The 23041-nt window shown below is 52.4% G+C and carries 15 protein-coding genes; 13 read left to right on the top strand and 2 right to left on the bottom strand.

Annotation, left to right across the window (positions count from 1 at the left end; translation table 11 throughout):
- Nucleotides 1-116: 116 nt before the first annotated feature.
- Together BUF15_RS22635 and BUF15_RS22630 are read right to left on the bottom strand one after the other, a co-directional pair.
- Nucleotides 117-1244 carry a porin gene (locus BUF15_RS22635; protein ID WP_073616069.1) on the bottom strand — a complete coding sequence of 376 codons (1128 nt, stop codon included), beginning with the start codon at nucleotides 1242-1244 and terminating at the stop codon, nucleotides 117-119.
- Nucleotides 1245-1496: 252 nt separating this feature from the next.
- On the bottom strand, nucleotides 1497-3212 hold the full coding sequence (locus BUF15_RS22630; protein ID WP_073616067.1) for an FG-GAP repeat domain-containing protein: 1716 nt from the start codon (nucleotides 3210-3212) through the stop codon (nucleotides 1497-1499).
- 300 nt (nucleotides 3213-3512) lie between these two features.
- Here BUF15_RS22630 and BUF15_RS22625 point away from each other — a divergent pair, with 300 nt between their 5' ends.
- The 13 genes from BUF15_RS22625 to BUF15_RS22565 all read left to right on the top strand — a co-directional run bounded on the left by BUF15_RS22625 (nucleotide 3513) and on the right by BUF15_RS22565 (nucleotide 23037).
- Nucleotides 3513-4049, top strand: a complete 537-nt coding sequence (locus BUF15_RS22625; RefSeq protein WP_143170841.1) for a hypothetical protein — start codon at nucleotides 3513-3515, stop codon at nucleotides 4047-4049.
- A gap of 202 nt (nucleotides 4050-4251) precedes the next feature.
- A complete protein-coding gene (locus tag BUF15_RS22620) occupies nucleotides 4252-5445 on the top strand; it encodes a glycosyltransferase family protein (protein WP_073616064.1) in 1194 nt (397 codons plus the stop codon).
- Nucleotides 5446-5515: 70 nt separating this feature from the next.
- A complete protein-coding gene (locus tag BUF15_RS22615; RefSeq protein ID WP_073616062.1) occupies nucleotides 5516-6769 on the top strand; it encodes a glycosyltransferase family 4 protein in 1254 nt (417 codons plus the stop codon).
- A 16-nt stretch (nucleotides 6770-6785) separates the two neighbouring features.
- Complete coding sequence (locus BUF15_RS22610) at nucleotides 6786-7421, top strand: histidine phosphatase family protein (protein WP_073616060.1); 636 nt, start codon at nucleotides 6786-6788, stop codon at nucleotides 7419-7421.
- Complete coding sequence (locus BUF15_RS22605; RefSeq protein ID WP_073616058.1) at nucleotides 7418-8578, top strand: glycosyltransferase family protein; 1161 nt, start codon at nucleotides 7418-7420, stop codon at nucleotides 8576-8578. Before BUF15_RS22610 ends, BUF15_RS22605 begins: the two co-directional genes overlap by 4 nt.
- A 3-nt stretch (nucleotides 8579-8581) precedes the next feature.
- Nucleotides 8582-9367: a polysaccharide deacetylase family protein gene (locus tag BUF15_RS22600; RefSeq protein WP_073616055.1), complete on the top strand. Its 786-nt coding sequence runs from the start codon at nucleotides 8582-8584 to the stop codon at nucleotides 9365-9367.
- A gap of 280 nt (nucleotides 9368-9647) precedes the next feature.
- On the top strand, nucleotides 9648-10298 hold the full coding sequence (locus BUF15_RS22595; RefSeq protein ID WP_073616053.1) for an ABC transporter permease: 651 nt from the start codon (nucleotides 9648-9650) through the stop codon (nucleotides 10296-10298).
- 65 nt (nucleotides 10299-10363) lie between these two features.
- Complete coding sequence (locus BUF15_RS22590) at nucleotides 10364-11107, top strand: ABC transporter ATP-binding protein (RefSeq protein WP_073616051.1); 744 nt, start codon at nucleotides 10364-10366, stop codon at nucleotides 11105-11107.
- Between the two features lie 37 nt (nucleotides 11108-11144).
- Nucleotides 11145-15944, top strand: coding sequence for an FtsX-like permease family protein (locus BUF15_RS22585; RefSeq protein WP_073616049.1), 4800 nt, complete (start codon nucleotides 11145-11147; stop codon nucleotides 15942-15944).
- Nucleotides 15945-17942 (top strand): DUF6785 family protein, encoded by a 1998-nt coding sequence (locus BUF15_RS22580; RefSeq protein ID WP_073616048.1) that lies wholly within the window; start codon nucleotides 15945-15947, stop codon nucleotides 17940-17942. It begins immediately after the preceding gene.
- 57 nt (nucleotides 17943-17999) lie between these two features.
- Nucleotides 18000-19958: an OPT family oligopeptide transporter gene (locus BUF15_RS22575; protein ID WP_073616046.1), complete on the top strand. Its 1959-nt coding sequence runs from the start codon at nucleotides 18000-18002 to the stop codon at nucleotides 19956-19958.
- 3 nt (nucleotides 19959-19961) lie between these two features.
- A complete protein-coding gene (locus BUF15_RS22570) occupies nucleotides 19962-22535 on the top strand; it encodes an ABC transporter ATP-binding protein/permease (RefSeq protein WP_073616044.1) in 2574 nt (857 codons plus the stop codon).
- Nucleotides 22513-23037 (top strand): cyclic nucleotide-binding domain-containing protein, encoded by a 525-nt coding sequence (locus BUF15_RS22565; RefSeq protein ID WP_073616042.1) that lies wholly within the window; start codon nucleotides 22513-22515, stop codon nucleotides 23035-23037. Before BUF15_RS22570 ends, BUF15_RS22565 begins: the two co-directional genes overlap by 23 nt.
- Nucleotides 23038-23041: the final 4 nt, after the last annotated feature.

The raw sequence follows: 23041 nt of genomic DNA, 5'->3' as shown, positions 1-23041 counted from the left end.
GAAGACCAAGTGGAAGATGAGGTATTCAAACCATTTTGAAAAGACAAAGAAAAAGGCGGGCTCCCGGAGGAACCCGCCTTTAAAAGACGCTCTTCTAATCTTAGCTTGTTACTAAATTAGAAGGATACATCAAGAGACAGACCAACTGCGGTAGGATTCTCGTCACCAAGATCGTCAACGTCAGCATAACCAATTTGGGCACTCAGTGAAGCACCGTCGGTGATTGCATACTTTGCAGTACCACCAACCTCGAAGAGATCCTGATCATCCAGGCCAGCTGCATACGGATCAACAGTTACGTATGAGAACTGAGCGCTGATGCTCAACTTCTCAGATACCTGGAAGGTCGGAACAATAGCGGCCCAGAAAGCCTCGCCAACTTCACTGAAGTCCGTACCAATTGAAACCTGGCTGTAGTCCTGCAGCATGATGAACGGTCCGAAATCGGCCTCGTCGATGTTGTAGCCGTCAGCTGTGAAGCCAACCATGCCCAGCAGTGATACAGGACCAACCGGAACGGTTGCTTGTAAGTAACCACCCCAACCGTCGTCATTGGTAGCGGACAGGAAGTTTTCCTCCTGATATGCAATCTCACCAACCAGAGCTACGTCAGCAACAGCACCGGACACTTGAACGGTACCAGCGAATCCGGCTTCACTGTTATCCTGGTAAATACCACCAACAGTCAAGCCCCAACCACCTTCAAAGCCCTGATTCAACAAGAAACCGAACCAATCCTGATCGCTGAAGTCAAAACCGTCTGCTTCATTTTCCTCTGTTTTATCAAAGAATACAACCAAACCGGTCTTGTCATTCTTGTATTTCACCTGGAGGCTGTCTGCACGGCCGTCAAAATACAGGAACGGAGTTACGTCACGATTGATGAGACCACCCTCAACAGTCACCATTCCCATAGGTACGCCGATATAAGCGTAGTCGGTGTAAATATTGTTGTTCTTATTACGGGTATTGCTGGTTCCGTCCCAAGTTCCCTCAGCAAGACGTACACGAGTCTTCACATACGCACCACCTTTGGTGTCTGCTTCAATCTTGAAACGGGTACGGCTATTCCACGTATCAGCGCTGTCATCATCAGCAGGATAAGCAGTCCAGGTGTCATCAAAATTGCTCTTGTAGTTCATACGAGCACGGGCATCACCACTAAACTTAAACTCTGCCATGGCAGAAGTAGCCATGGTGCCAACCAGTGCAAGACCAGCTACTGCGAGGATTACTTTTTTCATCTCTTTTCTCCTTAATAACTGTAGCCCCTTCTCAAGGGACCCTATTATCTCTTCATCGCAGCTCCAATCCACGAGAAGAGGCTTTTACTTCTTAAAATGTTACTTGTTATTTATCCCGCCACGTATAGCATGTCAAGATTTTTTTACTCTGCGGTTTAATTTTTTATACTGGTGCGCGTACTGTTCTCACCCGTTACACCAAAAAAGTATACCTGCCCCCGCACCGCATGAGTGTTGCAATGATCTTCTTGCCTACTTCATAGACACATTCATCTCATATTTCAAAACCTTACTGTCACTTGAATAGGCAAATCCCAGCATTTGCGTATCCGGTACCTGGGCAATATATAATGCGCTGGTTGCTTTTCCGCCCCCTTCTCCACGAGGAGGCACGTACATATAATCGGCAAGGTACCCTGTAACAGTATTGGTTTTCCATAACTCGGCCATTGCTGTTTCCTGCCAACTCAGACAGGCAACAGAACCTCCGTCATACTCCCTGAAACTCGCAAACCACTTGGGAGTAATACGTTTGTTGCTACCGGTAATGATTTCGTCGATTCCATCTTTATCCACGTCGACAGCGAGCAGTCGCGTAGGGACAAACACAACAAGTTGTTCTATTTTCTTATTATCGTTTTTACCAAACAAATCCCCTACCGACGTTACCGCACTTTTCGGTGGTCCGATAAAATTGCGGCTGCCGCCATAATCGTTTTCACTTACCCAAAGAAGACTGTTCGAGGCATCATACACCAGTATTTTTTCGTTACGATCCACGGCGACAAGCTCTTTTCCACCTTTTCCATCAAGTTCGGCATAGACAAAATCGAACAAGTGAAGGTTAGCCGGCAACGGCAGAACCTTGTCTTCAACATAACCTTTCGTATTTTCATCGAATACAAGTTTTACGATGTTTTTCTCTACAAAGCCGAGAGTATAATCGTTGCTGCCTCGCTGGCCCGCAAGAATCCAACCATCAGCAGGTGTTTCAACCGGCCGGATGTAATAGCGGATATCAGTCAGAACGGGTTTCAACCCGTTAGAAACCGACCAGCTAAAAACTGCTGACGACGCAAGAATTTTATTATTTGCACTGAGATAAATCTCTGGCGCACCGTCCCCATTCAGGTCAGCAATATTGACCGCATGGATCTTGTATGATTTATCGAACTTGTATTCTGCAAGTTTTTTGAACACGGTCTCGTCAAAACGATAGATTTCAAGAGTGGTACGAGAGGCTGCAACAATCTCCATGATACCATCTCCATCCAGATCGCCGGTAGCCATGGAGACAAGGGTAAGAGGTAAATCCGAACTTTTTCGTACCCCAAGGGACTCTACCTGCATGGCACCTTCCGCCACAATTGCCCCACTATACAGACCTTTTTTGAAAATCTTCTCTGGATGTTCAGTACCAAATCCGGATATCGCTTCTCTATCGCTGCCCTGGGTATCAGCAAATAACGCTCCTGCTGTCCTGGATCCGATTCCCCGAGAGGCGATATCGTCAGCCAGTTCTTCAACAGAACTGATGATTTGGCTTTCATTTTCAGCGAGAACGGCAAACCCCCCTTCCCGTGCCCCGGGTGTCGTTGTTTTACGGCTGAGGGTCGCCTGAATTTTCAGCCCCGTCTGCAGGGCATAGAGCGAACCGGAGATCAAATAGTCGGCGTTCAACCTGGTGAATACCGTTTCCCCAGCGGCGGCCCCTTCACCACCCTGCAAGGCTGCAAGGTCTGTCGCAGAAAGAGCATATTCCACAACTTCTATATTCTGTTTGGCCGCCAGTCTGCTGGCGATCATGGTCCGGACACTATCAGTCAGATATTGAAAGTCGCCGGCGGAACTCCCGTCAAAGGGCAGCACCATCACCCGGGACAGCTCTGCTTTTTCTGCTGCAATTGCAGGTACAACACCAGTAATCATCAGGCAAAGAACAATGACAGCCGCAATCCTGCTCAACATATGTATCTCCTCAATCTCTTATCATCAGCACCACCGGACTCCCGGTAGCTTTTCAGGCTGTACCTATATCCCGTTTTCTTTTTCGTGGCAAGTACAGTATTGAATCCGCGAACTTCCATAGTTTTTCACGAGTTACCAACTATTCCCAAGCTTTTGGTTCCCAACATAACAACTAAGTCGACTTTCTTTGTAAAAATCGTCTTGACATTTTAGCAACAAAGGACGATATTGGAATTAAGTATAATTTTTTGTACCACAGAACACCAATACACAGTGAGACACTGGATAGGGACACCACAAATGAAACAATTAATGCTTCTCATAATCGCACTTGTCGCGATTACAACTGCCACTCAGGCTTTGGCCGAAGGCAATGAGACGCATAGTGTCTACAAAGTAACGACCTACAATCTCGGAGCCTTATTGGGAGAACAAGGTGGGTCGAAACTCAGTCTCCAGAATTATGAGCCGCTGATGATCACTAGTACCAAGGCTGATATTCTGAGTGTCAATGCTGCCAAAGCAAACAACATCCGCGGCACCGCCCAGGCCAGAAACGCCAAAGGCTTTGCCATTGCCGCAGAATACAGTGCCACGCCGGAAATCGCATTGCAAGGTGTATTAGGCGTAACGCAAAATATGCAGCCAAGTTTGGCATTCGACACTGAGGCCGCCTGGGAAGCGAACTTGGGTGTCATCTACCGCTTTCTTGATAATCTCAGCTATGAAGTGCATTTCGGCTATATGGATGCTGGCAATCTGCTCAGAGAACGTAGCAGCTACAGCAACGATGAAAGCATTATCATGATCAGCAATAAACTCTCATTGAGTTTTTAGTCGAACGTAGTAGTTTTTACACAGCCCCTTCCCCTATCGGGTAAGGGGCTTTTTTTTGGCCATTACCATACTCCCATAAAGAGCGAGAGCCAAACCATCCTACTTGACAGGTCATATACAGTGGAATAGGTGCTCGTTATATGTTCAGCAATGCGGAGCACCTCATCTCCGCAATCACCTCGTCTTTTTTCCGGTATTATTTATGAGCGGCACATCCACCTACAACATCCTCATGTACTCCCACGACACCTACGGTCTGGGACATATTCGCCGCTCCATGGCTATTGCCAACCACCTGCGTGACAAGAACACCAATGTGCTTATTCTGACCGGTTCACCCATAGCCGGGCGTTTCGCCTTCCCTGAACAAGTCGATTTTGTCCGGATCCCTGGGATGATTAAGAAAACCAACGACGATTATCAGTCGCTTTCCATCCGTATTGAGCAGGAACACGCGCTATCTATTCGTACCAACATCATCCTCGCTACTGCCCAGGCCTTTCAGCCCAATCTTTTTATTGTCGATAAGGAACCACACGGTCTCAAAAGAGAGGTACTGCCTACACTTGAGTGGCTCAAAAAAGAGTGCCCGCAAACTACCTCAATCCTCGGATTGCGTGACATTCTCGACGACAGCGAGGTCATCATCAACGATTGGCGGGAAAAAAACGTCTACAACTCGCTAACCAGCCTTTACGACCAGATCTGGGTATACGGTAACCAGGAAATATACGATCCTATCTGCCAGTATCAGATACCTCAAGAAGCCCAGGACAAGGTGAAGTTTACCGGCTACATTCCCCGCAAGAACCTACCAGATAACACCAGGTGCAGGATCCGCAAGCAATTCCGCATACTCGAGGATGATATTTTTGTCCTGATCACTACAGGTGGCGGCGGTGACGGCATGGAGATGCTGGAACACTATCTTGATATGCATGATTACTACCCGACATCCCTGCCTTTGAAAACGATCATGATTACTGGCCCTTTCATGCCGAAAAGCCAGCGACGTGAGGTCCAGCGACGAGCGAAGCTCCATGGGATAAAATCATTACCCTTCCACCACAAAGTAGAAGAGATGATGAAGGCGGCGGACCTGGTCATCTCTATGGGAGGGTACAACACCATCTGCGAAATTCTCACCCATAAAACGCCTGCCCTTATCATTCCCCGCGAATGGCCCCGCCGCGAACAGCTGATCCGCGCCACCTGCTTAAAAGAGCGAGGCCTCCTCGATTTCATCCCCTGGACCGAAGTAAACCCACAGCTCCTCAGGGACAAGATCTTCTCGATCATTGAAAACAAGGACAGATACGTGGAGGCCATGAGTGGCTTCAAGCTTTCCGGGCTAGATACCATGCTGGCTGAGCTGCACCATCTACAACACAACTGACCCGCCACCCTTGCCCATATCCGCCATCACGGCCAACCATCACCGTCTTTTTTGGCTTACAAAAATCCCAATGACCGACTCCAGCAGACCCGTTATCGCCTATATATTAAAAGGCTATCCGCGCATTTCTGAAACCTTCATCTCAAATGAGATCCTCATGCTCGAGCAGCTCGGTTTTAACATGCGACTGTTTTCGATGCGAAAGCCAAGGGAAAATTTCAGCCACGCCTCTGTCAAAAAAATCCGGGCCAGGGTCGATTATCTACCAACGGAATTGCTGCTCGAACTGCCACGTCTACTCGTCCCAAATATTTTTCTGGCTAGCAAAGAGCCCAGACGCTACCGCCAGGCCCTTATGCTTGCTGGAGCCAGGTTCAGGCGAACCGGTAAAATTGCCACCATCAAGCATCTGCTCCAAGCCGGCTACATGACAAACAATTTCCTATTACATGAACCGGAAATACGACATTTACACGGACATTTCGCCCATTCTCCCACCTCGGTCACCATGTTCGGCGCAATCCTGTCCGGATTGCCATTTAGCTTTACTGCTCATGCCAAGGATATCTACACTTCCAACCCGGAGCAACTGCGGGAAAAGATGGATGAGGCGCGATTTGTTGTGACCTGCACCCGTCACAACGCGGAATACTTGCGCAGCATCGCTCCTGATTCAGCCACCCCGATCCATTGTGTCTATCATGGCATCGATCTGGAGCTCTTCAATCATCCAGAGCAAAAGCCTGTACCCACCGAACCGTACCGGCTCTTCACCGTTGCCCGCCTCACCGAGAAAAAAGGTCTGCCAACCATCTACCGTGCCCTTGCACATCTGAAAAGCCGCGGTGTATCCTTTCAGCATGTCCTGATCGGTGATGGCGATGACCGGGAAAAGATTCTTGGCTTGATCCACACTTTGGGCCTCGATGATCAATGTCACTGGCTGGGAACAAAGACCCATGACGAGGTGCTGGCCCGTTTCAAGGAAAGCGATCTCTTTGTGTTGGGTTGCGAGATTGCTGATAACGGAGACAGGGACGGGATCCCCAATGTATTGGTGGAGAGTCTGGCCATGGGAGTACCGGCCATCTCCACCACAGTATCGGCCATTCCCGAAATCCTGAAAAACAGGGAAACCGGGCTGACCGTACCACCGTCTGATCCTGACGCCATGGCAGAGGCCATCATGACCTTGCTGGAAGATCGGCAACTGCGCGAACACATCATAAACACTGGAAACACATGGGTTGCCGAGCAGTTTGACAACCGGTTCTGGATCGAACGACTGGCTGAGATCTTTCGTGCCGAACCCCATATCGGCTAAAAACCGGAGGTTCATCGTGGACACAACACACAACACGACTACCCCATACATTTATGGATTGCTCCGCCATGGTGAAACTGTCTGGAACAGTCAAAAGCGGGTGCAAGGACATGGCAACTCCCCCCTTACCGAGCACGGCAGGTCGATGACCGCAAAGTGGGCTGCCTTTCTTGCCGATGGCGGCTGGCAACACATCCTCTGCAGCGATCTGGGCCGGGTAAGGGAAACTGCCCAGATCATCAACGAGGTCCTGCAAATCCAGATAACGGAAGACGTGCGGCTGCGCGAGCAGGATTGGGGCGACTGGGAAGGTTTGAAGGTTGATGATGTACGCCGGGACTTTGCCACCGAGCTGGCTGTCATGTCAGCACAAGGCTGGGATTTTTGTCCACCAAACGGCGAGAGTCGAAAAGATGTTCGAGATCGTACCTTGGCGGCGCTTGCCGCATACCGTGCCAAACATCCAGCCGGAAAAACCCTGGTCATCTGCCATCTCGGTGTTATCAAATGCCTCGTCTACGGTGTTGCCGGTTGCAGTTTTCTGCCCGATGACAACATCAACGTCGAAAAGGCCTGTTTGCACCACATCCTCTACGAACAAGGCCAGTACCGACTTGGCCCGTTGAATATCAGGCCGGAGGCCGCCTTGTGAGAATCGCCTATTACTGCCAGCATGTTCTCGGCATCGGTCATTTCCACAGAAGCCTTGAAATCTGCAAAGAGCTGGCCGAACACCACGAAGTACGGCTCATCGTGGGCGGTCCGCCGGTAGATGATGTGCCGAAAACCATCACACTCGTCCAGCTACCTGGACTGCAGATGGATACGGACTTCAAAAATCTTGCCCCCTGCAATTCCGCCTATTCCCTTGACGAGGTCAAAAAACAGCGAGGCACTCGCCTTTACTCGTTTTTTGAGAAGTTCCGACCCGAAGTTTTCCTGGTAGAGCTCTACCCTTTTGGCCGTAAAGCCTTTCGTTTTGAGCTCGACCCAGTTTTAAAAGCCATACGGAAAGGTGAACTTTCCCCCTGCAAATGTTTCGTCAGTCTCCGGGATATTCTTGTTGAACGGCCCAATGACCGCGAACGTTTCGAAGAAAGGGTAATCACCACCCTGAACCGCTTGTTTGACGGTTTGCTGGTTCACGCCGATGACACCGTCATCACCCTTGGCGAGACCTTTAACCGTTACCCGGATATTGATGTTCCCATTCATTATACAGGTTTTGTCACCCCGAAAAGCACACCACAGTCACGTGAGAAGATGCGTCACCAGCTCTCGCTCGCCGCGAACGAGAAGCTGATCGTGGTCAGTGTCGGCGGGGGAAATGTGGGAGAGGAACTGCTCGTCGCCTCGATTGCGGCATTCAAACAACTCAATACCGACAAGAATTGCCGGATGCAGCTTTTTTGTGGGCCATATTGTCCGGAAAACACCGTGCAGCGACTCTTGCTCAACCTGCCGCCCAATGCTGCTGTCGACCGTTTCAGCGCCCATTTTCCCGACTGGCTGCAGGCCGCAGACCTTTCCATTTCCATGGCCGGGTACAACACCTGTATGAATATCGTCCAGGCCGGTATTCCTGCTCTGGTTTACCCTTTCGCCCAGAACCAGGAACAAGCCTTTCGTGCCAGACGACTGGCCAGGAAGGCCACAATCACCATCCTGGGCGACACGGACCTGACAGAGCACACCCTTGCCACCCATATAATCAGCATGCTGGGTCGAACCCGCTATCAGGCCGACATCAACCTCAATGGTGCAGTCGGCAGCAGACTCCAGATTGAACGCTGGTGTCAGGGAGTATAATTGATGCATTATCGCCCTACGGTACTCTACCATCGATCTATCCCTCGCCTTTCCGAACAACTGGGTGCCAGTATCGATCGGGGCTGCGATGCATACCATGGAACAGAACCGATCGAGCTCTTTTTTCGCGCAGATGATATCGGAGTGGCGTCGAGACTCTTTCACCAGTTGATTCTGCTCTTTCAGCGCCACCAGATGCCGCTCTGCCTTGCAGTCGTACCCTGCTGGCTCACCCAAAAACGATTTGCCGATATCCGCAATATCACCGGGACTGACGACGCCCTCTGGTGCTGGCACCAGCATGGCCGACTGCACAAAAATTTTGAACCCACCGGCAAAAAACAGGAATTCGGCCCTGCCAGGAAGAAGGCTATAGTCAAGGGTGAACTTCTGAAAGGCCAGGAGCGGTTGCGTTACATCATGGGCGAGAGCCTTTCACCCTATTTCACCCCCCCCTGGAATCGCTGCAGCGTTGAAACGGCCGAAGCTCTTGGCGAGCTTGGCTTTGCCGCTATATCACGTTCCATTGGTGCCCGTCCGGATCTCTCACACATTCTGCCTGATTTCCAAGTCAATGTCGATCTGCACACCAGAAAAGAACTCACGTCGGAAGAGAGCCTGCAGAACATGCTCCGAGAACTCGAAAACAGCATTGCCTCTGGCCGATGTGGAATCATGCTCCACCACCAGCGCATGAATAACAACGCGTTTCTGTTTCTTGATCTGCTGATGAGCCACCTGGCCCGCCAGCAAAAGATTGCTCCGCGAAGATTTGAAGAATTAGTGTAGGCGAAATTCCCACCTTTCTTCTCATCTTCTACAGTTACCGTATCGCATCACATTTTGCGTGATGACCGTTTCTGCCCCGCCCACCTTTCTGTCACAGGATTTATAAGCTTCTTCCGGGAGAATTTTTCTCAATTTCCGATCAGCACCATTGACATTGATAGCTGCTAAAATTAAGATTTAGCTAATATTTTCTTTAGATTCAGAGCATCAAATCCCTCACAGTCTACCAAATGACTTATGAGGTAATAAACGATCAGCACCCATCAGGTAGGGAGGACACATGCGGCGTCTCGTGGCACTGCCCATGGGCAAATCGGTCCAGATGGCATACCAGTCGATCAAGGTACGCTTCTTCCGTTCGCTCATCACCACCATGAGCCTGGTTCTGGCGGTGGCCTTTCTCTGCTACATCCTGGTGGGCAACGATCTGGCCCAGGCATTGCTCAGTACCGGAGATCCGGTTCTTGGCCAGAAACTCATCTCCGCCGGCTATGACGTTGCACCCGGAGACACCAGCCTTGCCGCCACCGCGAAACAGCGATGGATCGTCTTTCTCTCACTGCTGGTCTGTGTGGTCGGTATTATCAACGCCCAGCTCATGTCGGTAACAGAGCGGTTTCGTGAAATCGGTACTCTCAAATGCCTTGGAGCGCTGGACCGCTATATCGTTCGCCTCTTCGTTCTCGAAGCAGCGATGCAGGGGCTGACCGGCTCTTTTGCCGGGATGCTGGCCGGTATTCTGGCAGCGACATTTTCGGGGACGATCCGGTTCGGTCTTGATATTTTCGGGATATACCCCTTTCAGGAGATCATGATCTCCGCGGCCTGGGCTATCGCGACCGGTACCGGCCTCAGCCTTCTCGGTGTTCTCTACCCCGCGCTTCTGGCTGCCAGAATGCAGCCGGTAGAGGCTATGCGGGTCGATCAGTAAAACAACAGAATCCCCTGCCTGCTAATTCTTATCACCCCGGGCAGACTCCATAACAGGGAGCCACTATGGCGGAAAAACATATCGTTCGTGTTACCGATGTCACCAAGCATTTCGATCTTGGCAAAATCGTGGTCGAAGTGCTGAAAGGCATCGATCTGACGATTGAAACCGGTAAATATATTTCGATCATGGGACCATCCGGCTCCGGCAAGTCAACCCTTTTCAACATGATCGGCGGCCTGGATAAACCCACAAGCGGCAAAGTTTTCATCGACGAGGTGGACATCGCCCAACTCGACGCATATGAACTCGCCTGGCTCAGGTGCCGGAAAATTGGCTATATCTTCCAGACCTTTAACCTCATCCCGGTCATGACCGCCCTTGAAAATGTGACCATCCCCATGACCTTTGCCGGGGTCTCCCACGATGAAAGCCTTGAGCGCGGTATGGAGTTACTGCAACTGGTGGGCCTGGAAGGCCGTCACTCTCACCGCCCTTCTGAGCTTTCCGGTGGACAGCAACAGCGAGTGGCGGTTGCAAGGGCGCTGGCCAACAATCCGGCCATTATCCTGGCCGATGAACCCACCGGCAATCTCGACCTCAAGACCGGTGAGGATATCATCCAACTGCTCAAAACCCTGAGCAGCTCCTATGGGGTAACCGTCATATCGGCAACCCATGACTACAAAATGCTGAATGTCTCCGATCAGGTAGTCTGGATCCGGGACGGCCGGGTGGACAAGATTCAGGAACGCTCGGAACTTGAGATCAGGACCGGAGGCCTCGGCACTGTGGAGGCTGAGCCATGATAGCAATTGCTCTCTCAACCAGTAACCGGAAAACAGCATGAACGCTTCTTCCCGCCTCATCGCACTCCTGCTGCTGACCTTTTTCGCTGTTGGCCAGCACAGCAATGTGTACGCTCAGCATGGGACACTCTTTGAGGACACCATCCGCGAACTGGCGAGTTACGATAGTCGTGCCACCGGTTCCGAGGGCTACGAACAAGCAGCAGAATATATCGAAGAGAAATTCGAGCAGTTGGGACTCGAACCAGCCAGTCATTATTATACCGTACCGGTCCGAAAAGTCCGTGAGGCAAGTATCACCATAAACGGCGCGACCAGACAGTTGCGCCCCTTTCTCTATAACGCCATCACGCCGGGAACAACAAACGGCGTCCTTCAGGGACCACTCTATTATGTCGGCTCAGGCTCACTAACGGAACTAAAAGGTGTGCCCATTGCCGGCTCAATCGTCGTGATGGAATTCGATTCCGGCCGCAACTGGCAGGTGCTTGCCAGCCTCGGGGCCAAAGCCCTTATCTACCTGGATCGTGGTACCTCACGCTCTAAATATTTCTTTACAGAAAAGCACGAACTCTCGCCGCTGCAATTCCCCTGTTTCTGGATAGACGAAACTGAATCAAGCACCCTGTTTGCCATAGATAAGGACAAACCCGGTACCTTGCTGGCCCAAAACGTAGCGCTGCAGGCTGCAGTCAGTTGGAATGAAGTGCTGGCCAGAAATATTTACACCACCATCCCCGGCAATGACGACAAGCTGAAAGAAGAAGTGGTGATTCTTGAGGCCTTCTTTGACTCTGAGGAGTTTGTCGCCGGTCTGGCACCAGGAGCTGACGCGGCAGTATCTGTCGCCACACTCCTGGAGATCGCCGAAACACTCACCAAGAACCCACCCAAACGCTCCGTTCTGCTGGTCGCCTCCAGTGGCCATGCTCAGACCCTGGCCGGCATGCGGGAGATGATCTGGAGCCTTAACGAACGATCGAAAGAGCTGCGCGATATGCGCCGTGATCTGCAGCATGACATCAAGGACATAAGGGAAAACATCAACATACTCCGTAACCTGAGCTTTCCTCTGACTACTGATATCAAACAGGACCGGGCAATTGCAAAAGTTATCAGTAAACCACTGAAATTTGCCATAGACACTATCTCCCGAGAACTTATTCAGCTGCGCATGGCCGGTGTTACCGAGGAGATCAAAGCCAAAATCGCAGAGACCTCGGCAGCGCGATTTGCTCTCAGGCGACTGAGCTGGGCCGAGAACTACCACAACCTCCCAGCGGAAGAAGTCGAACTGCTGCAAAAGCTCATCCCGGAAGCTCTGACGGAAAGCGAGATACAGCTTGCCGAACTTGAACGCCAGTTCAAAGCTTTAAAAAGTGCCAATTCCTTTCGTCTTGCGGCCAGAAACTACAACATCGCCGCAGTTGTCAGCCTCCATCTTTCCAGTCATGGCGACGGAGTGGGCGGTTTTCATCGTGGTTACCTCTATAACCTCAAACCGACCATCAACCGGACAGGCATCTATAGCACCATTGCCGATGTGATGGCCGAAGCCGCCGAATCGTCAATTGAGCGCAATCGATATAAGGACACCCTCCGCCCCACCAGAATGCGCAGCTGGGAGTCCTGGTTTCTCGATCAGCCACAACTTGGCGGAGAAATCAGCTCACTGGCCGGTATGCTCGGTATCAGTCTTGCGACCACCAGCGACAGTCGAGCGCTCTGGGGTACCCCCTGGGATCGGGTTGAGGAAGTGGATTGGGAAAACGCTCAGCAGCAGGCCCAGCTTGTCGGTGACCTGGTGCGCGGTATCACCGAGGCGTCTGCTCTTAGTACCGACAATCTCCCCCGTGACGGGTTCTCCACCGCCTCAGCCAGGACCAACCTGCTATTGCAGGGGGAGCTATTCGCCGACTATCCGGCTACCGGCACCACCATTCTCGCTTATCAGGGGCTGAACCGCTTTTACGCCAAGGTGGACCACCGGGGCACCTTTACCATCCGCGGAATCGCCGACAAGAAGAACGTGCTCGACAAGCTGATTATTGAGGGCTACCGCTTTGACGAGACCACCGGTAAGGTCATCTGGGCCATCGACAAGAAAGAAACCGGCAAGGATAACTACCGGTTGAAGATGCTGCGGAAATCGATGAAGACCGACCTGGTGATGTTCAACTGCCATGAAACCACCGTTTTCGATCTGCTTGAGCCGCGCAGCTTCAACTACATGACAAAGCTCGATCTCTTCGACGGCCGCCGCGACGCCCCACCCCAGCATTACTGGTACAGCCGGATAGACACCAGGGACTCCATCATCACTTCGGTCTATATGGAGCCGGGTGCACTGATGAAGATGACCCTCTCCGATACCGTCCTCACCCGGAAAATGCTGCTCACCAACGCTACTCCAGAAGATCCAATGGGGACTGGTTATCCGGTGGATGATTCACCCGCCATCTACCACAGCGCCTTTCACGCCGCCAATGATGCCTGGACTCTGCTCACCCCGCGGATCAACAACCTCCAGTCACACGGCATTTTCGACGAAAAGATCGACAATCTGCAGCAGCGCGGCCTTGCCGCACTCAAGAAAAGCAACGAAGGGTACAGGGATCTCAACTATGCCGAAGCCCGTGAGGCTGCCGCTGAATCTCTGGCCCTGGCCAGCCGGGTCTATGTTCAGGTGGAAAAAACACAGAAGGATGTCCTGTTCGGGGTGTTGTTTTATATCGCCCTGTTCGTGCCTTTTGCCTTTTGCATGGAACGCTTTCTCTTCAATTTCACAACCATTTACAAGCGCATCATCGGCTTTGCCATGATTCTGGCCCTGCTGATCGCTATCATCTACCAAGTCCACCCCGCCTTCCAGCTCACTTACAGCCCCATGGTGGTCATCCTGGCCTTTTTCATTATCGGCCTGTCACTGATGGTGACACTCATAATTTTCTTTCGCTTCGAAGAAGAAATGGCGCTGCTGCAACGCCGCGCCACCCATAAACGGCCAGAGGAGATCAGCCGCTGGAAGGCCTTTGTCGCCGCCTTTTTCCTGGGCGTCTCCAATCTCAGGCGACGAAGACTGCGGACCTTGCTCACCTGCTCGACACTTATTATCCTCACCTTCACCATCATGAGCTTTACCACTATCAAGTCGAGCCGACAGCAGAACCTGCTGCTGTTCCAGGATACCGCCCCCTATCACGGCTTGCTGTTGAAGAAACTGAACTGGGCCAGCCTGCCGACCCAGGCAACGGACATCCTTGTCAACTCCATGCAGGCACTGGAACACCCGGCACCACGGGTCTGGTTGGAGGCCGTCGACCCCTCCCAGACGATCCAGGCCCCGATAGCCAATGGCGACAACCAGGCAGTGCTGCAAGGACTGATCGGCTTAAGCCCGGATGAACCCTATGTCACCGGTCTGGATTCGGTTCTCACCAGTGGCCGTTGGTTCACGAAGGAAGACAGGCAAGCTATTTTACTTGAAGAAAAGATGGCAGCGCGCCTTCGGGTCGTCGGCAACAATAGCGAAGTTCAGCTCTGGGGCGAGGTCTACCAGGTGGTCGGGACCTTTAGTGCCGAGCTTCTGGAAAAGGCCGTGGACCTGGATGGCGAACCGCTCACCCCTGTAACCTTTCCCGAAGAGGCTGGCAGCAATATTAGTGAAGAAGAACAGGAAGCCAAGGAATCGGGTGAGGAGATCATCTCCTTCCAGAGCCGCTATCGCCATGTAGCCGCCTCGCAAGTGGCCATTGTGCCGGCATCTACCCTGCTGGCCGCCGGCGGCACACTGAAAAATATCGCCGTCCGGCCGGAAAACAGCGACACCTTGAAAGAAATCGCCACGCTTTTGACCGACCGATTCAGCCTGGTAATCTTTTCCGGTGCTCCTGATGGGGTCTGGCTCTATAATGTCAGTGACACCATCAACTACCAGGGTGTGCCGGATATCATCATTCCCTTGCTGATCTCCATCCTTATCGTCCTGAACACCATGATCAGCTCGGTTTATGAACGAAAAGGCGAGATCGGTGTCTACACCTCGGTAGGCCTTGCCCCCTCCCATGTTGCCTTTCTTTTTGTCGCCGAGGCCTTGGCGCTGGCAGTCATATCAGTGGTGCTCGGGTATGTCATCGCTCAGGTCGCCGCCTCGTTTTTTTCTGCGACCAGTCTGTGGGAAGGCATCACCGTCAACTACTCCTCCATGGCTGGGGTTGCTGCCATGGTCCTGGTTATTCTCGTGGTTTTGATCTCAGTTATTTATCCTGCCCGGGTGGCGGCCCGCATTGCCATCCCCGATGTCAACCAGACCTTCGCCCTGCCTGCGCCGGTGAACGACACCATTACCGTCAATCTGCCCTTTCTCATGAAATACGATGAACACGAGTCCATCGGCGGCTTTATCCACGATTATTTCACCGGCCACCAGGATATCTCCCAGGGGATATTCTCCACCGGCCCGGTGGATATTGTCTTCAGTTGCGCCACTGTCGATGAGATTGCCAAAATGATACAAATGAGCGATTCGCCCCATGACCTGCACTGCCTGCATCTTCGGGCGAATGTCTGGCTGGCACCATTTGACTTTGGAATAATGCAGTCCGTCGACATCCAGTTCTGCCCGGCCATTGAGGGAAAAAATTATCTCTCCATCAAAGCAACCTTACAACGGAAATCCGGTGAGTCGGTGGTCTGGCAACGAATCAATACCATCTTTCTCCACGATCTTCGCAAGCAGCTTCTCGTCTGGCGCTCACTTGATGATACCAGTCATAAACAGCTTGGAGAAAACTTTCGGGCCCTTGCTGCCGAAAAAATGTACCCGGAGGGCGTCTAAATGAGCACATCCAGCCAGCAACAACCGCCCCTGATCCGGCTCCGGGCCCCGCTTCTCGGGATCATCCTCGCGATCGGCATCTGCGTTGTCACACCCTATAACAATATCTACCTGCAGGCCACTCCATTGGGCGGCGGCCATTTCCCGTTAGCACCATTTGTCATCTTTCTTCTTCTGACTGTCCTTATCACGATCCTCGCCAAGATCTTCAAACCGCTTGGTTTTCTCTCCGGTATTGAACTGCTGGTGGTGTGGATTGAGATGGTTATCGGTTCCGGTATCGCCTACACCGGTCTCGCCCGAACCTTCCTTATCAATATCACCGCCCCGGCTCACTATGCCACCGTTGGTAACCGCTGGAACGAAACACTCCAACCCCTGCTCCCCCCATCGCTCAGCCCATCCGATCCCGAAGCCATCGAGATGCTCTATCGGGGCATTGCCGGAGGCAGGACCATGGGCTGGTTCGAGGTACTGACCAATATCCCATGGTCAGCCTGGTTGACACCGTTGGCCATGTGGGGATTCTTCATCCTGGTCGGTTATCTGGTAATGATCTTTCTGGTCAACATCCTGTCCCGCCAATGGATTCACAACGAACGGATGAACTTTCCGTTATTAAAAGTGCCCCAGATGATCAGCAAGGCAGTGGATAACGGTGAGGCGGGTTCGTTCTTCTGCAACCGTTTCCTGTTGGTAGGTATAGCCGTACCGGCCTTTCTCCATCTGATTAACGGCCTGAGTCTCTACTATCCGTCTGTTCCGTCGATTCCAACCCTGCTTTTAGCCGGTTCCTATGTGGCTGACCGCGGAGTTCTTGCCGGTTTTGCGAAATTGAAGCTCTACTTTTACCCGGCCTTTATCGGCTTTGCCTTTCTGACGTCCAGGCAAATCTCCTTTTCCTTCTGGTTCTTTTTCCTGGCAGGCGGCCTGGTATACGGCATTCTCGACACCCTTGGCTATGCAATTCCCGCCTCCGAGCTCGGCATAACCTTCGGCCCGACCCTCACCCGGCCCGAAGAGATGCAGATGATCGGGGCCTACGGCATCTTTTTTCTCTTTCTGGTCTGGCTCGCCAGGCAACATCTCATCATGGTGGTTCGTCAGTCCCTTTTTCTGGCGCCGGCAACGGAAAGTCACTCCGAATGGTTCGACGTGCGCATCTCCTTCTGGGGAGCACTGGCTGGCTTTACCATTCTCATCGGCTGGTACGTCCTGCAGGGAATGGCCTTTACTACAGCGATCTTGCTGGTCGGCGCCTTCTATATGATCATGCTGGTAGCCACCCGCATCATCTGCCAGGGGGGCCTCGCCTATTTCACCCTCACAGCCGCCCCCATCGACGGCATGATCGCCCTGTTCGGTACCAAGATGTTCGTCGGCACCAGTGGCTTGCTGGCCGGCATGAGCCAGAAAACGCTTTTTGTCGATCTGCGCGAATCACTTATGCCTTCGCTGGTTCATGGTCGACGCATTCACCAGAACAAGCTGCCGGCCGGTCTCCTTTTCGGCAGCATGGTTGCAACCATATTGCTCGCTACCATCGCCTCGGTGATGTCAATGATGGTGCTTTGCTACCGCTTCGGAATCCGTGAATTGCAGCTGGAATGGGCCAACCGGACGACAATCGGTGTATATGAAAACATCCAGCGACTGGTGTCCGCCCCCATAGAATCCGGCAACTGGGTTTATACTTTCGCCCTGATGGGGGCCTTGGTCATGCTGTTGCTGGTGGTCTGTTATCACCGGCTTTACTGGTGGCCGATCCATCCTATTGGCTATCTCACTGCGTACAGTTCGGCCATGCGTATACTCTGGGTAAGCTTTTTCATCGGCTGGGCCTGCAATGCACTGTGTATGCGGTATGGCGGAATCCACCTATACCGGAAACTGCAGTATTTTTTTATCGGTCTTATTATCGGCGACTTTCTCATGGGCGGCGGCTGGGCCATCGTCGGCCTCTTTACCGGCACCAGTTACCAGGTTCTGCCTGATTGATCAGCCAAAGGCGAGATACCTTCTGGCATAATTATTTTGCGGAGTTGAACCTGCACCATGTATGACGACAAGGAACTAAAAGAATATCGGGACCTGCTCCCGCAGCCGACCCACTTCGAAGAGGGATTCGACTGGAAAACCATCATCGGCGCCATCTTCATTGGCTTTCTGATGATGCCGGGCTCGATGTACCTGCAGCTCGTGATCGGCCAGGGGATAGGCCCAGCCGCGCGTTGGGTCACTATTATCCTTTTTGCCGAGATTGCCAAGCGGGCCCACTCCGAGCTGAAACAGCAGGAGATCTTCCTCCTCTATTATATGGCCGGCGCAGCACTGGCCTCGCCTTTTTCCGGTCTGTTGTGGAACCAGTATCTGGTGCAGTCGGATGCAGCCCGGATGCTGGGGGTGACAGAGTTCATTCCCTCCTGGGTAGCGCCCGGCCCTGATTCGGCCTCAATGGTCGAGCGCACCTTTCTCCATCGCGACTGGCTGGTCCCAATTTTGCTCCTAGTAGGATCGCAGATCATCCAGCGCATCGACCATTTCGGCCTCGGATATGCCCTCTACCGTATCACCTCCGATGTAGAGAAACTGCCCTTCCCCATGGCTCCAGTAGCAGCCCTGGGCACGATGGCCCTTGCCGAGTCGGCGGAAGAAAAAGGCAAAAAGAGCTGGAAATGGCGGGTCTTTTCCATTGGCGGGGTGATAGGCCTCATTTTTGGCGGCATATATGTGGTGCTGCCCATTGTGTCGGGCCTCATTTTCACCGAACAGATCCGCCTTATCCCCATTCCCTGGATTGAGCTGACCAACCACACCGAGGATTTTCTGCCGGCGGTTGCGACAGGTCTTCAACTTGATCTCGGGCTGCTCTTTGTCGGCATGGTATTACCTTTCTGGGCAGTAATCGGCGGACTGATCGGGCTCATCATCACCTTTATCCTGAACCCGATGCTCTACTCCTGGGGCATCCTGACCCGCTGGCACCCCGGCATGGCCACGGTGGACACGGTCTTTGCCAACAATTTCGATTTTTACATGAGCTTTGGTATCGGCCTCGGCCTTGCAATCGGCTGCATCGGCGTCTGGTCCGTGGTCAAATCGCTCAAAGATTCCAGTAACCGTGGAAGCTTGCAGGATCTCTTTACCCCGCCACCCGGGCGAGGTGATTTCAATTTCTGGATATCGATTGCAATCTATTTTTTCTCGACGCTTGCCTATGTGGGGCTCTGCGTCTGGTTGGTGCCGTCTTTTCCCTGGGTCTTCTTCCTCGCCTATGGCTTCATCTACACCCCTATTATCAGCTACATCACCGCCAGGATGGAAGGTATTGCCGGCCAGTTCGTCAGCCTGCCATTGGTGAGAGAAGCGAGCTTTATCGCCGGCGCCCGATTTTTCGGGTACCAGGGCATCGAGATATGGTACGCGCCGATCCCCATTCACAACTATGGCGAAGCCACGGTCCAGTTCCGCCAGATAGAACTGACCGGCACCTCTATTCGCGGCATCATCAAGGCCGAGGTACTGGTCTTTCCCATCGTGATGATTGCTAGCCTGCTCTTCTCGCAGTTCATCTGGCGATTGGCCCCAATTCCGTCGGCTAGCTACCCCTTTGCCCAGGAACTCTGGCATCTCCAGGCCTTGAATACCCTGTTGATGCAGACCTCGACCCTGGAAGGAAACTCGATGTTCTACCAGGCCTTAAACGGCTCAACCGTAGTGAGCGGTCTCGGTTTCGGACTGCTTATGTATTTTGTCCTGAGCCTTTTCGGGTTGCCGGTGCTGCTCATTTACGGAGTAGTGCGAGGGCTCGGTCAGTCGACGCCGCATGGTCTTATCCTCGAGGTGGCTGGCGCTTTTCTCGGCCGCTATTTCTTTATGAAAAAATTTGGCCCCATGTGGCGTCAGTACGCGCCGGTGCTACTTGCCGGTTTCTCCTGTGGCATGGGCCTTTCCGGCATGTTTGCCATGGGCTTTGCCCTCATTATGAAATCACTCAGCTACATGGCCTACTGACCGATGAGCAAATTCGACACCACACCCATCACTAAGCGCACGCTTTTCTCCTGGATCATCAACCGATTCCGGGGTCCGCAGCTGATGCTGCTCGGTGTCATCATCGTCAGCCTCTTTTTCCGCGTCTATCCGCTGGAGATGCAGCGCAAGATCATCAACGAGGCAATCAACCTCAAGGAAATAGACCTCCTCTTCCTTTACTGTGGTCTTTACATGGCGGCGGTGCTGGTGGCAGGGCTCCTAAAATATTTCATCAACTCGTATCAGGCGATCATCGGCCAGAAGATCCTGATCGAAATGCGTCAGGAACTGTATAATCATATCCTGCGGCTCCCTCTGCAATTCTTCCACCGTACCCAGACCGGCACCATCATCTCGGCACTCACCGCCGAACTCAACGCCATTGGCATGTTCCTAGGCGGAGCGCTGGCCATTCCCGTCACCTCCTTTCTCACCTTTCTCGCCTTTGCCGGGTATATGATCTACCTTAATCCTTTCCTCGGTTTGATCAGCATGACCGTCTACCCCTTCGAACTGGTGGTTGTGCCGCTTTTACAGAAACGCTACAATGCCATCAACCGTACCCGAGTGACGGTGACCCGTGCCATGGCCAATCTGGTGAACGAGGCAAGTTCCGGCATCCACGAGGTACAGGCCAACGCCGGTTTCGATCTGGAAAAGACTCGGCTTGATCGGCTGGTGGAACGGCTCTATATCATCATGCGACGGCTGTCCATCCTGAAATATGGTATCAAGTTCAGCAACAACCTGTTCCAGAGTCTCGGCCCCTTCCTCCTCTTTCTCATCGGCGGTTACCTTGCTATCAATGGCCAGTTCACCATCGGCGCACTGGTGGCCTTTCTTTCTGCCTATGAAAAGGTATACGATCCATGGAAGGAAATTATCGAATATTACCAGGATTATCAGGATGCAGAGGTCCGTTATCGGCAAATCATGGAAGCCTTCGACCTTGAGCCGGAATATCTGCTGGCAGCGCCGGACCGTAAACCGTTAACCCTGAAAGGCCATATCGAAGCCCGTAATGTCGGTTATACTATCGACAACACCACCCGACTGCTCGACGAGGTAACCTTTGACCTCACGCCCGGCAGCCATATGGCCCTTATTGGCTTTTCAGGCTCGGGCAAATCGACCTTAAGTCTGTTGATTGGCCAGCTCTACAGCCACACGCAAGGGGTGTTGAGCGTAGATAATATCGAAATCAACGAGATGACCAAGCTCGATATCGCCAAAAATATCAGTTTTGTCTCACAGCATCCCTTTATCTTTACAGGGACGGTCCGCGACAATTTGCTCTACTCCTGCTCAGCTCTGCAGCGGTCCGGGGTTCTGGATGAGCTTCCGGACAGCCCGGACCTCATAAACATGATCGCAAATGTGGGGCTGGCCGAAGATGTGATTCGTTGGGGCCTCAGAACCGTGATTCCGCCGCGACAGGCCTATCCACTGGTGGACAAATTTTTGCGTATGCGCGATATCGTCTCCAGTGAACTGCGGCGCCAGTTTAGCCACGTGGTGGAATTCTATGACGCCAATCTTTTCCTTGAATATTCCACCCTCGGCATCAACCTCACCTTCAGCAGTTATCCTGGCAGCCCACATGTGGAAGGGTTGATCGGCAACGAACCCTTCCGGGCCTTTATAAAGGACAATGCGTTACTGCCATGGCTTTTAGAACTCGGTCGTTCCATTGCCAAAACCACCATCACGCTGCTCGCCGATTTCCAGAACGACGAGTTCTTCTTCCAGGGCAGCCCGATGGAACCAGACCAGCTCGACAGCTATATTGCTCTCGTGAAAAAAGCGGACAGCAAAGGGATTGAGCAATTAAAGGATCAGGATCAGGATCGCTTTCTGGCCCTGGCCCTGCTCTTTACCCCGGGCCAGCACAAGATCTACACCATCAGCAGGGCCGATAAAGACAGGATTGTAGCTATGCGCCAAAAATTCCTGCAAAATGTGCTCGGTATCGACCTGGAACAATGCCGCAATGGTGTTCTGCAGCGCACCATCTACGACATGGCCCAGATGGCACCCGAACGACATGCCATCTTCTTCACACCCTTCTGTGCCAGCCAATACCTCTACTCCCACTCGCTCCTTGACAACATCATCTTTGGTACTGTAATTGAAAAGGATGTAGTGCAGTCGACCCTTGCTCCACTGGCACTGCAGCTTTTCAAGGATCAGGGACTGCTCGACGAAGTTTTCGAGATCGGTCTGGACTTTCATGTGGGCAGCAAAGGCGACAAGCTCTCGGGCGGCCAAAAACAGAAGATAGCCATCGCCACGGCCCTGTTAAAGAACGCGCCCATTCTCATACTCGACGAAGCTACAGCCAGCCTGGACAACAATTCCCAGGCCAGAATCCAGCAGTACATCAACACCCAATTGCGCAAGACGACAACGGTTATTGCGGTAATGCATCGCCTTGACATGATCGCCGGTTATGATCATATTCTCGTTATGAAGGCAGGCAAGGTCGTAGAATCCGGCGGATATACTGAACTTATGAAAGAAAGAGGAATTCTGTATGAGCTCGTCAACAACTCCTGAGTGCAATTGCAGAATCACCCTCGATTTCGATATACTCCGCCAGAGCCAGGTTTTTGCCGGTGCACCGGCGGAGGTCGTTAAGCTCTTTGCCTATCTATCCCGACACCGTACCTACCAGCCAGGTGCAAGTATCCTCCTTCAGGGGGACAAGGCGGAAAACTGTTATCTCATCATCAGCGGTGAGGTGGACATTATCACCCGTCACAGGGATCAGGAAATTGTCGTACAGCGTCTTCGGCCCGGCAGTTTTTTCGGGGAACTGGCGCTTCTTGCACGTTTTGATTGGTTTTTTTCTGCAAGAGCTACCCAGGAAACCGAAATTCTGATCATCAGCCGGGAAGGATTCGAGAAAGTATTAAGCAAATATCCAGAAAAGCGTGATAAGATAACAGAGAAAGTTATCCAACTTCGGATCTCCCGCTTCGAAAACCAGACGGCTAACCTGCTGGACCGTCTGTTGGAAGCGGGCTTGAGCGCAGACAGCGGCCCGCTCATCGGCTGATAGA

It is taken from the genome of Desulfopila aestuarii DSM 18488, assembly GCF_900143695.1.
GTDB classification, from domain to species: domain Bacteria; phylum Desulfobacterota; class Desulfobulbia; order Desulfobulbales; family Desulfocapsaceae; genus Desulfopila; species Desulfopila aestuarii.
The sequence above is the reverse complement of the archived record's forward strand: the minus strand, read 5'-3'. Positions and strand labels throughout refer to the sequence as shown.

Excerpts from the sequence above, each read along its gene's own strand:
- BUF15_RS22575 (WP_073616046.1), top strand. The coding sequence starts at position 18,000 with ATGTATGACGACAAGGAACTAAAAGAATATCGGGACCTGCTCCCGCAG.
- BUF15_RS22615 (WP_073616062.1), top strand. The coding sequence starts at position 5,516 with ATGACCGACTCCAGCAGACCCGTTATCGCCTATATATTAAAAGGCTAT.
- BUF15_RS22580 (WP_073616048.1), top strand. The coding sequence starts at position 15,945 with ATGAGCACATCCAGCCAGCAACAACCGCCCCTGATCCGGCTCCGGGCC.
- BUF15_RS22635 (WP_073616069.1), bottom strand. The coding sequence starts at position 1,244 with ATGAAAAAAGTAATCCTCGCAGTAGCTGGTCTTGCACTGGTTGGCACC.
- BUF15_RS22570 (WP_073616044.1), top strand. The coding sequence starts at position 19,962 with ATGAGCAAATTCGACACCACACCCATCACTAAGCGCACGCTTTTCTCC.
- BUF15_RS22595 (WP_073616053.1), top strand. The coding sequence starts at position 9,648 with ATGCGGCGTCTCGTGGCACTGCCCATGGGCAAATCGGTCCAGATGGCA.
- BUF15_RS22600 (WP_073616055.1), top strand. The coding sequence starts at position 8,582 with ATGCATTATCGCCCTACGGTACTCTACCATCGATCTATCCCTCGCCTT.
- BUF15_RS22630 (WP_073616067.1), bottom strand. The coding sequence starts at position 3,212 with ATGTTGAGCAGGATTGCGGCTGTCATTGTTCTTTGCCTGATGATTACT.
- BUF15_RS22565 (WP_073616042.1), top strand. The coding sequence starts at position 22,513 with ATGAGCTCGTCAACAACTCCTGAGTGCAATTGCAGAATCACCCTCGAT.
- BUF15_RS22625 (WP_143170841.1), top strand. The coding sequence starts at position 3,513 with ATGAAACAATTAATGCTTCTCATAATCGCACTTGTCGCGATTACAACT.
- BUF15_RS22590 (WP_073616051.1), top strand. The coding sequence starts at position 10,364 with ATGGCGGAAAAACATATCGTTCGTGTTACCGATGTCACCAAGCATTTC.
- BUF15_RS22585 (WP_073616049.1), top strand. The coding sequence starts at position 11,145 with ATGAACGCTTCTTCCCGCCTCATCGCACTCCTGCTGCTGACCTTTTTC.
- BUF15_RS22620 (WP_073616064.1), top strand. The coding sequence starts at position 4,252 with ATGAGCGGCACATCCACCTACAACATCCTCATGTACTCCCACGACACC.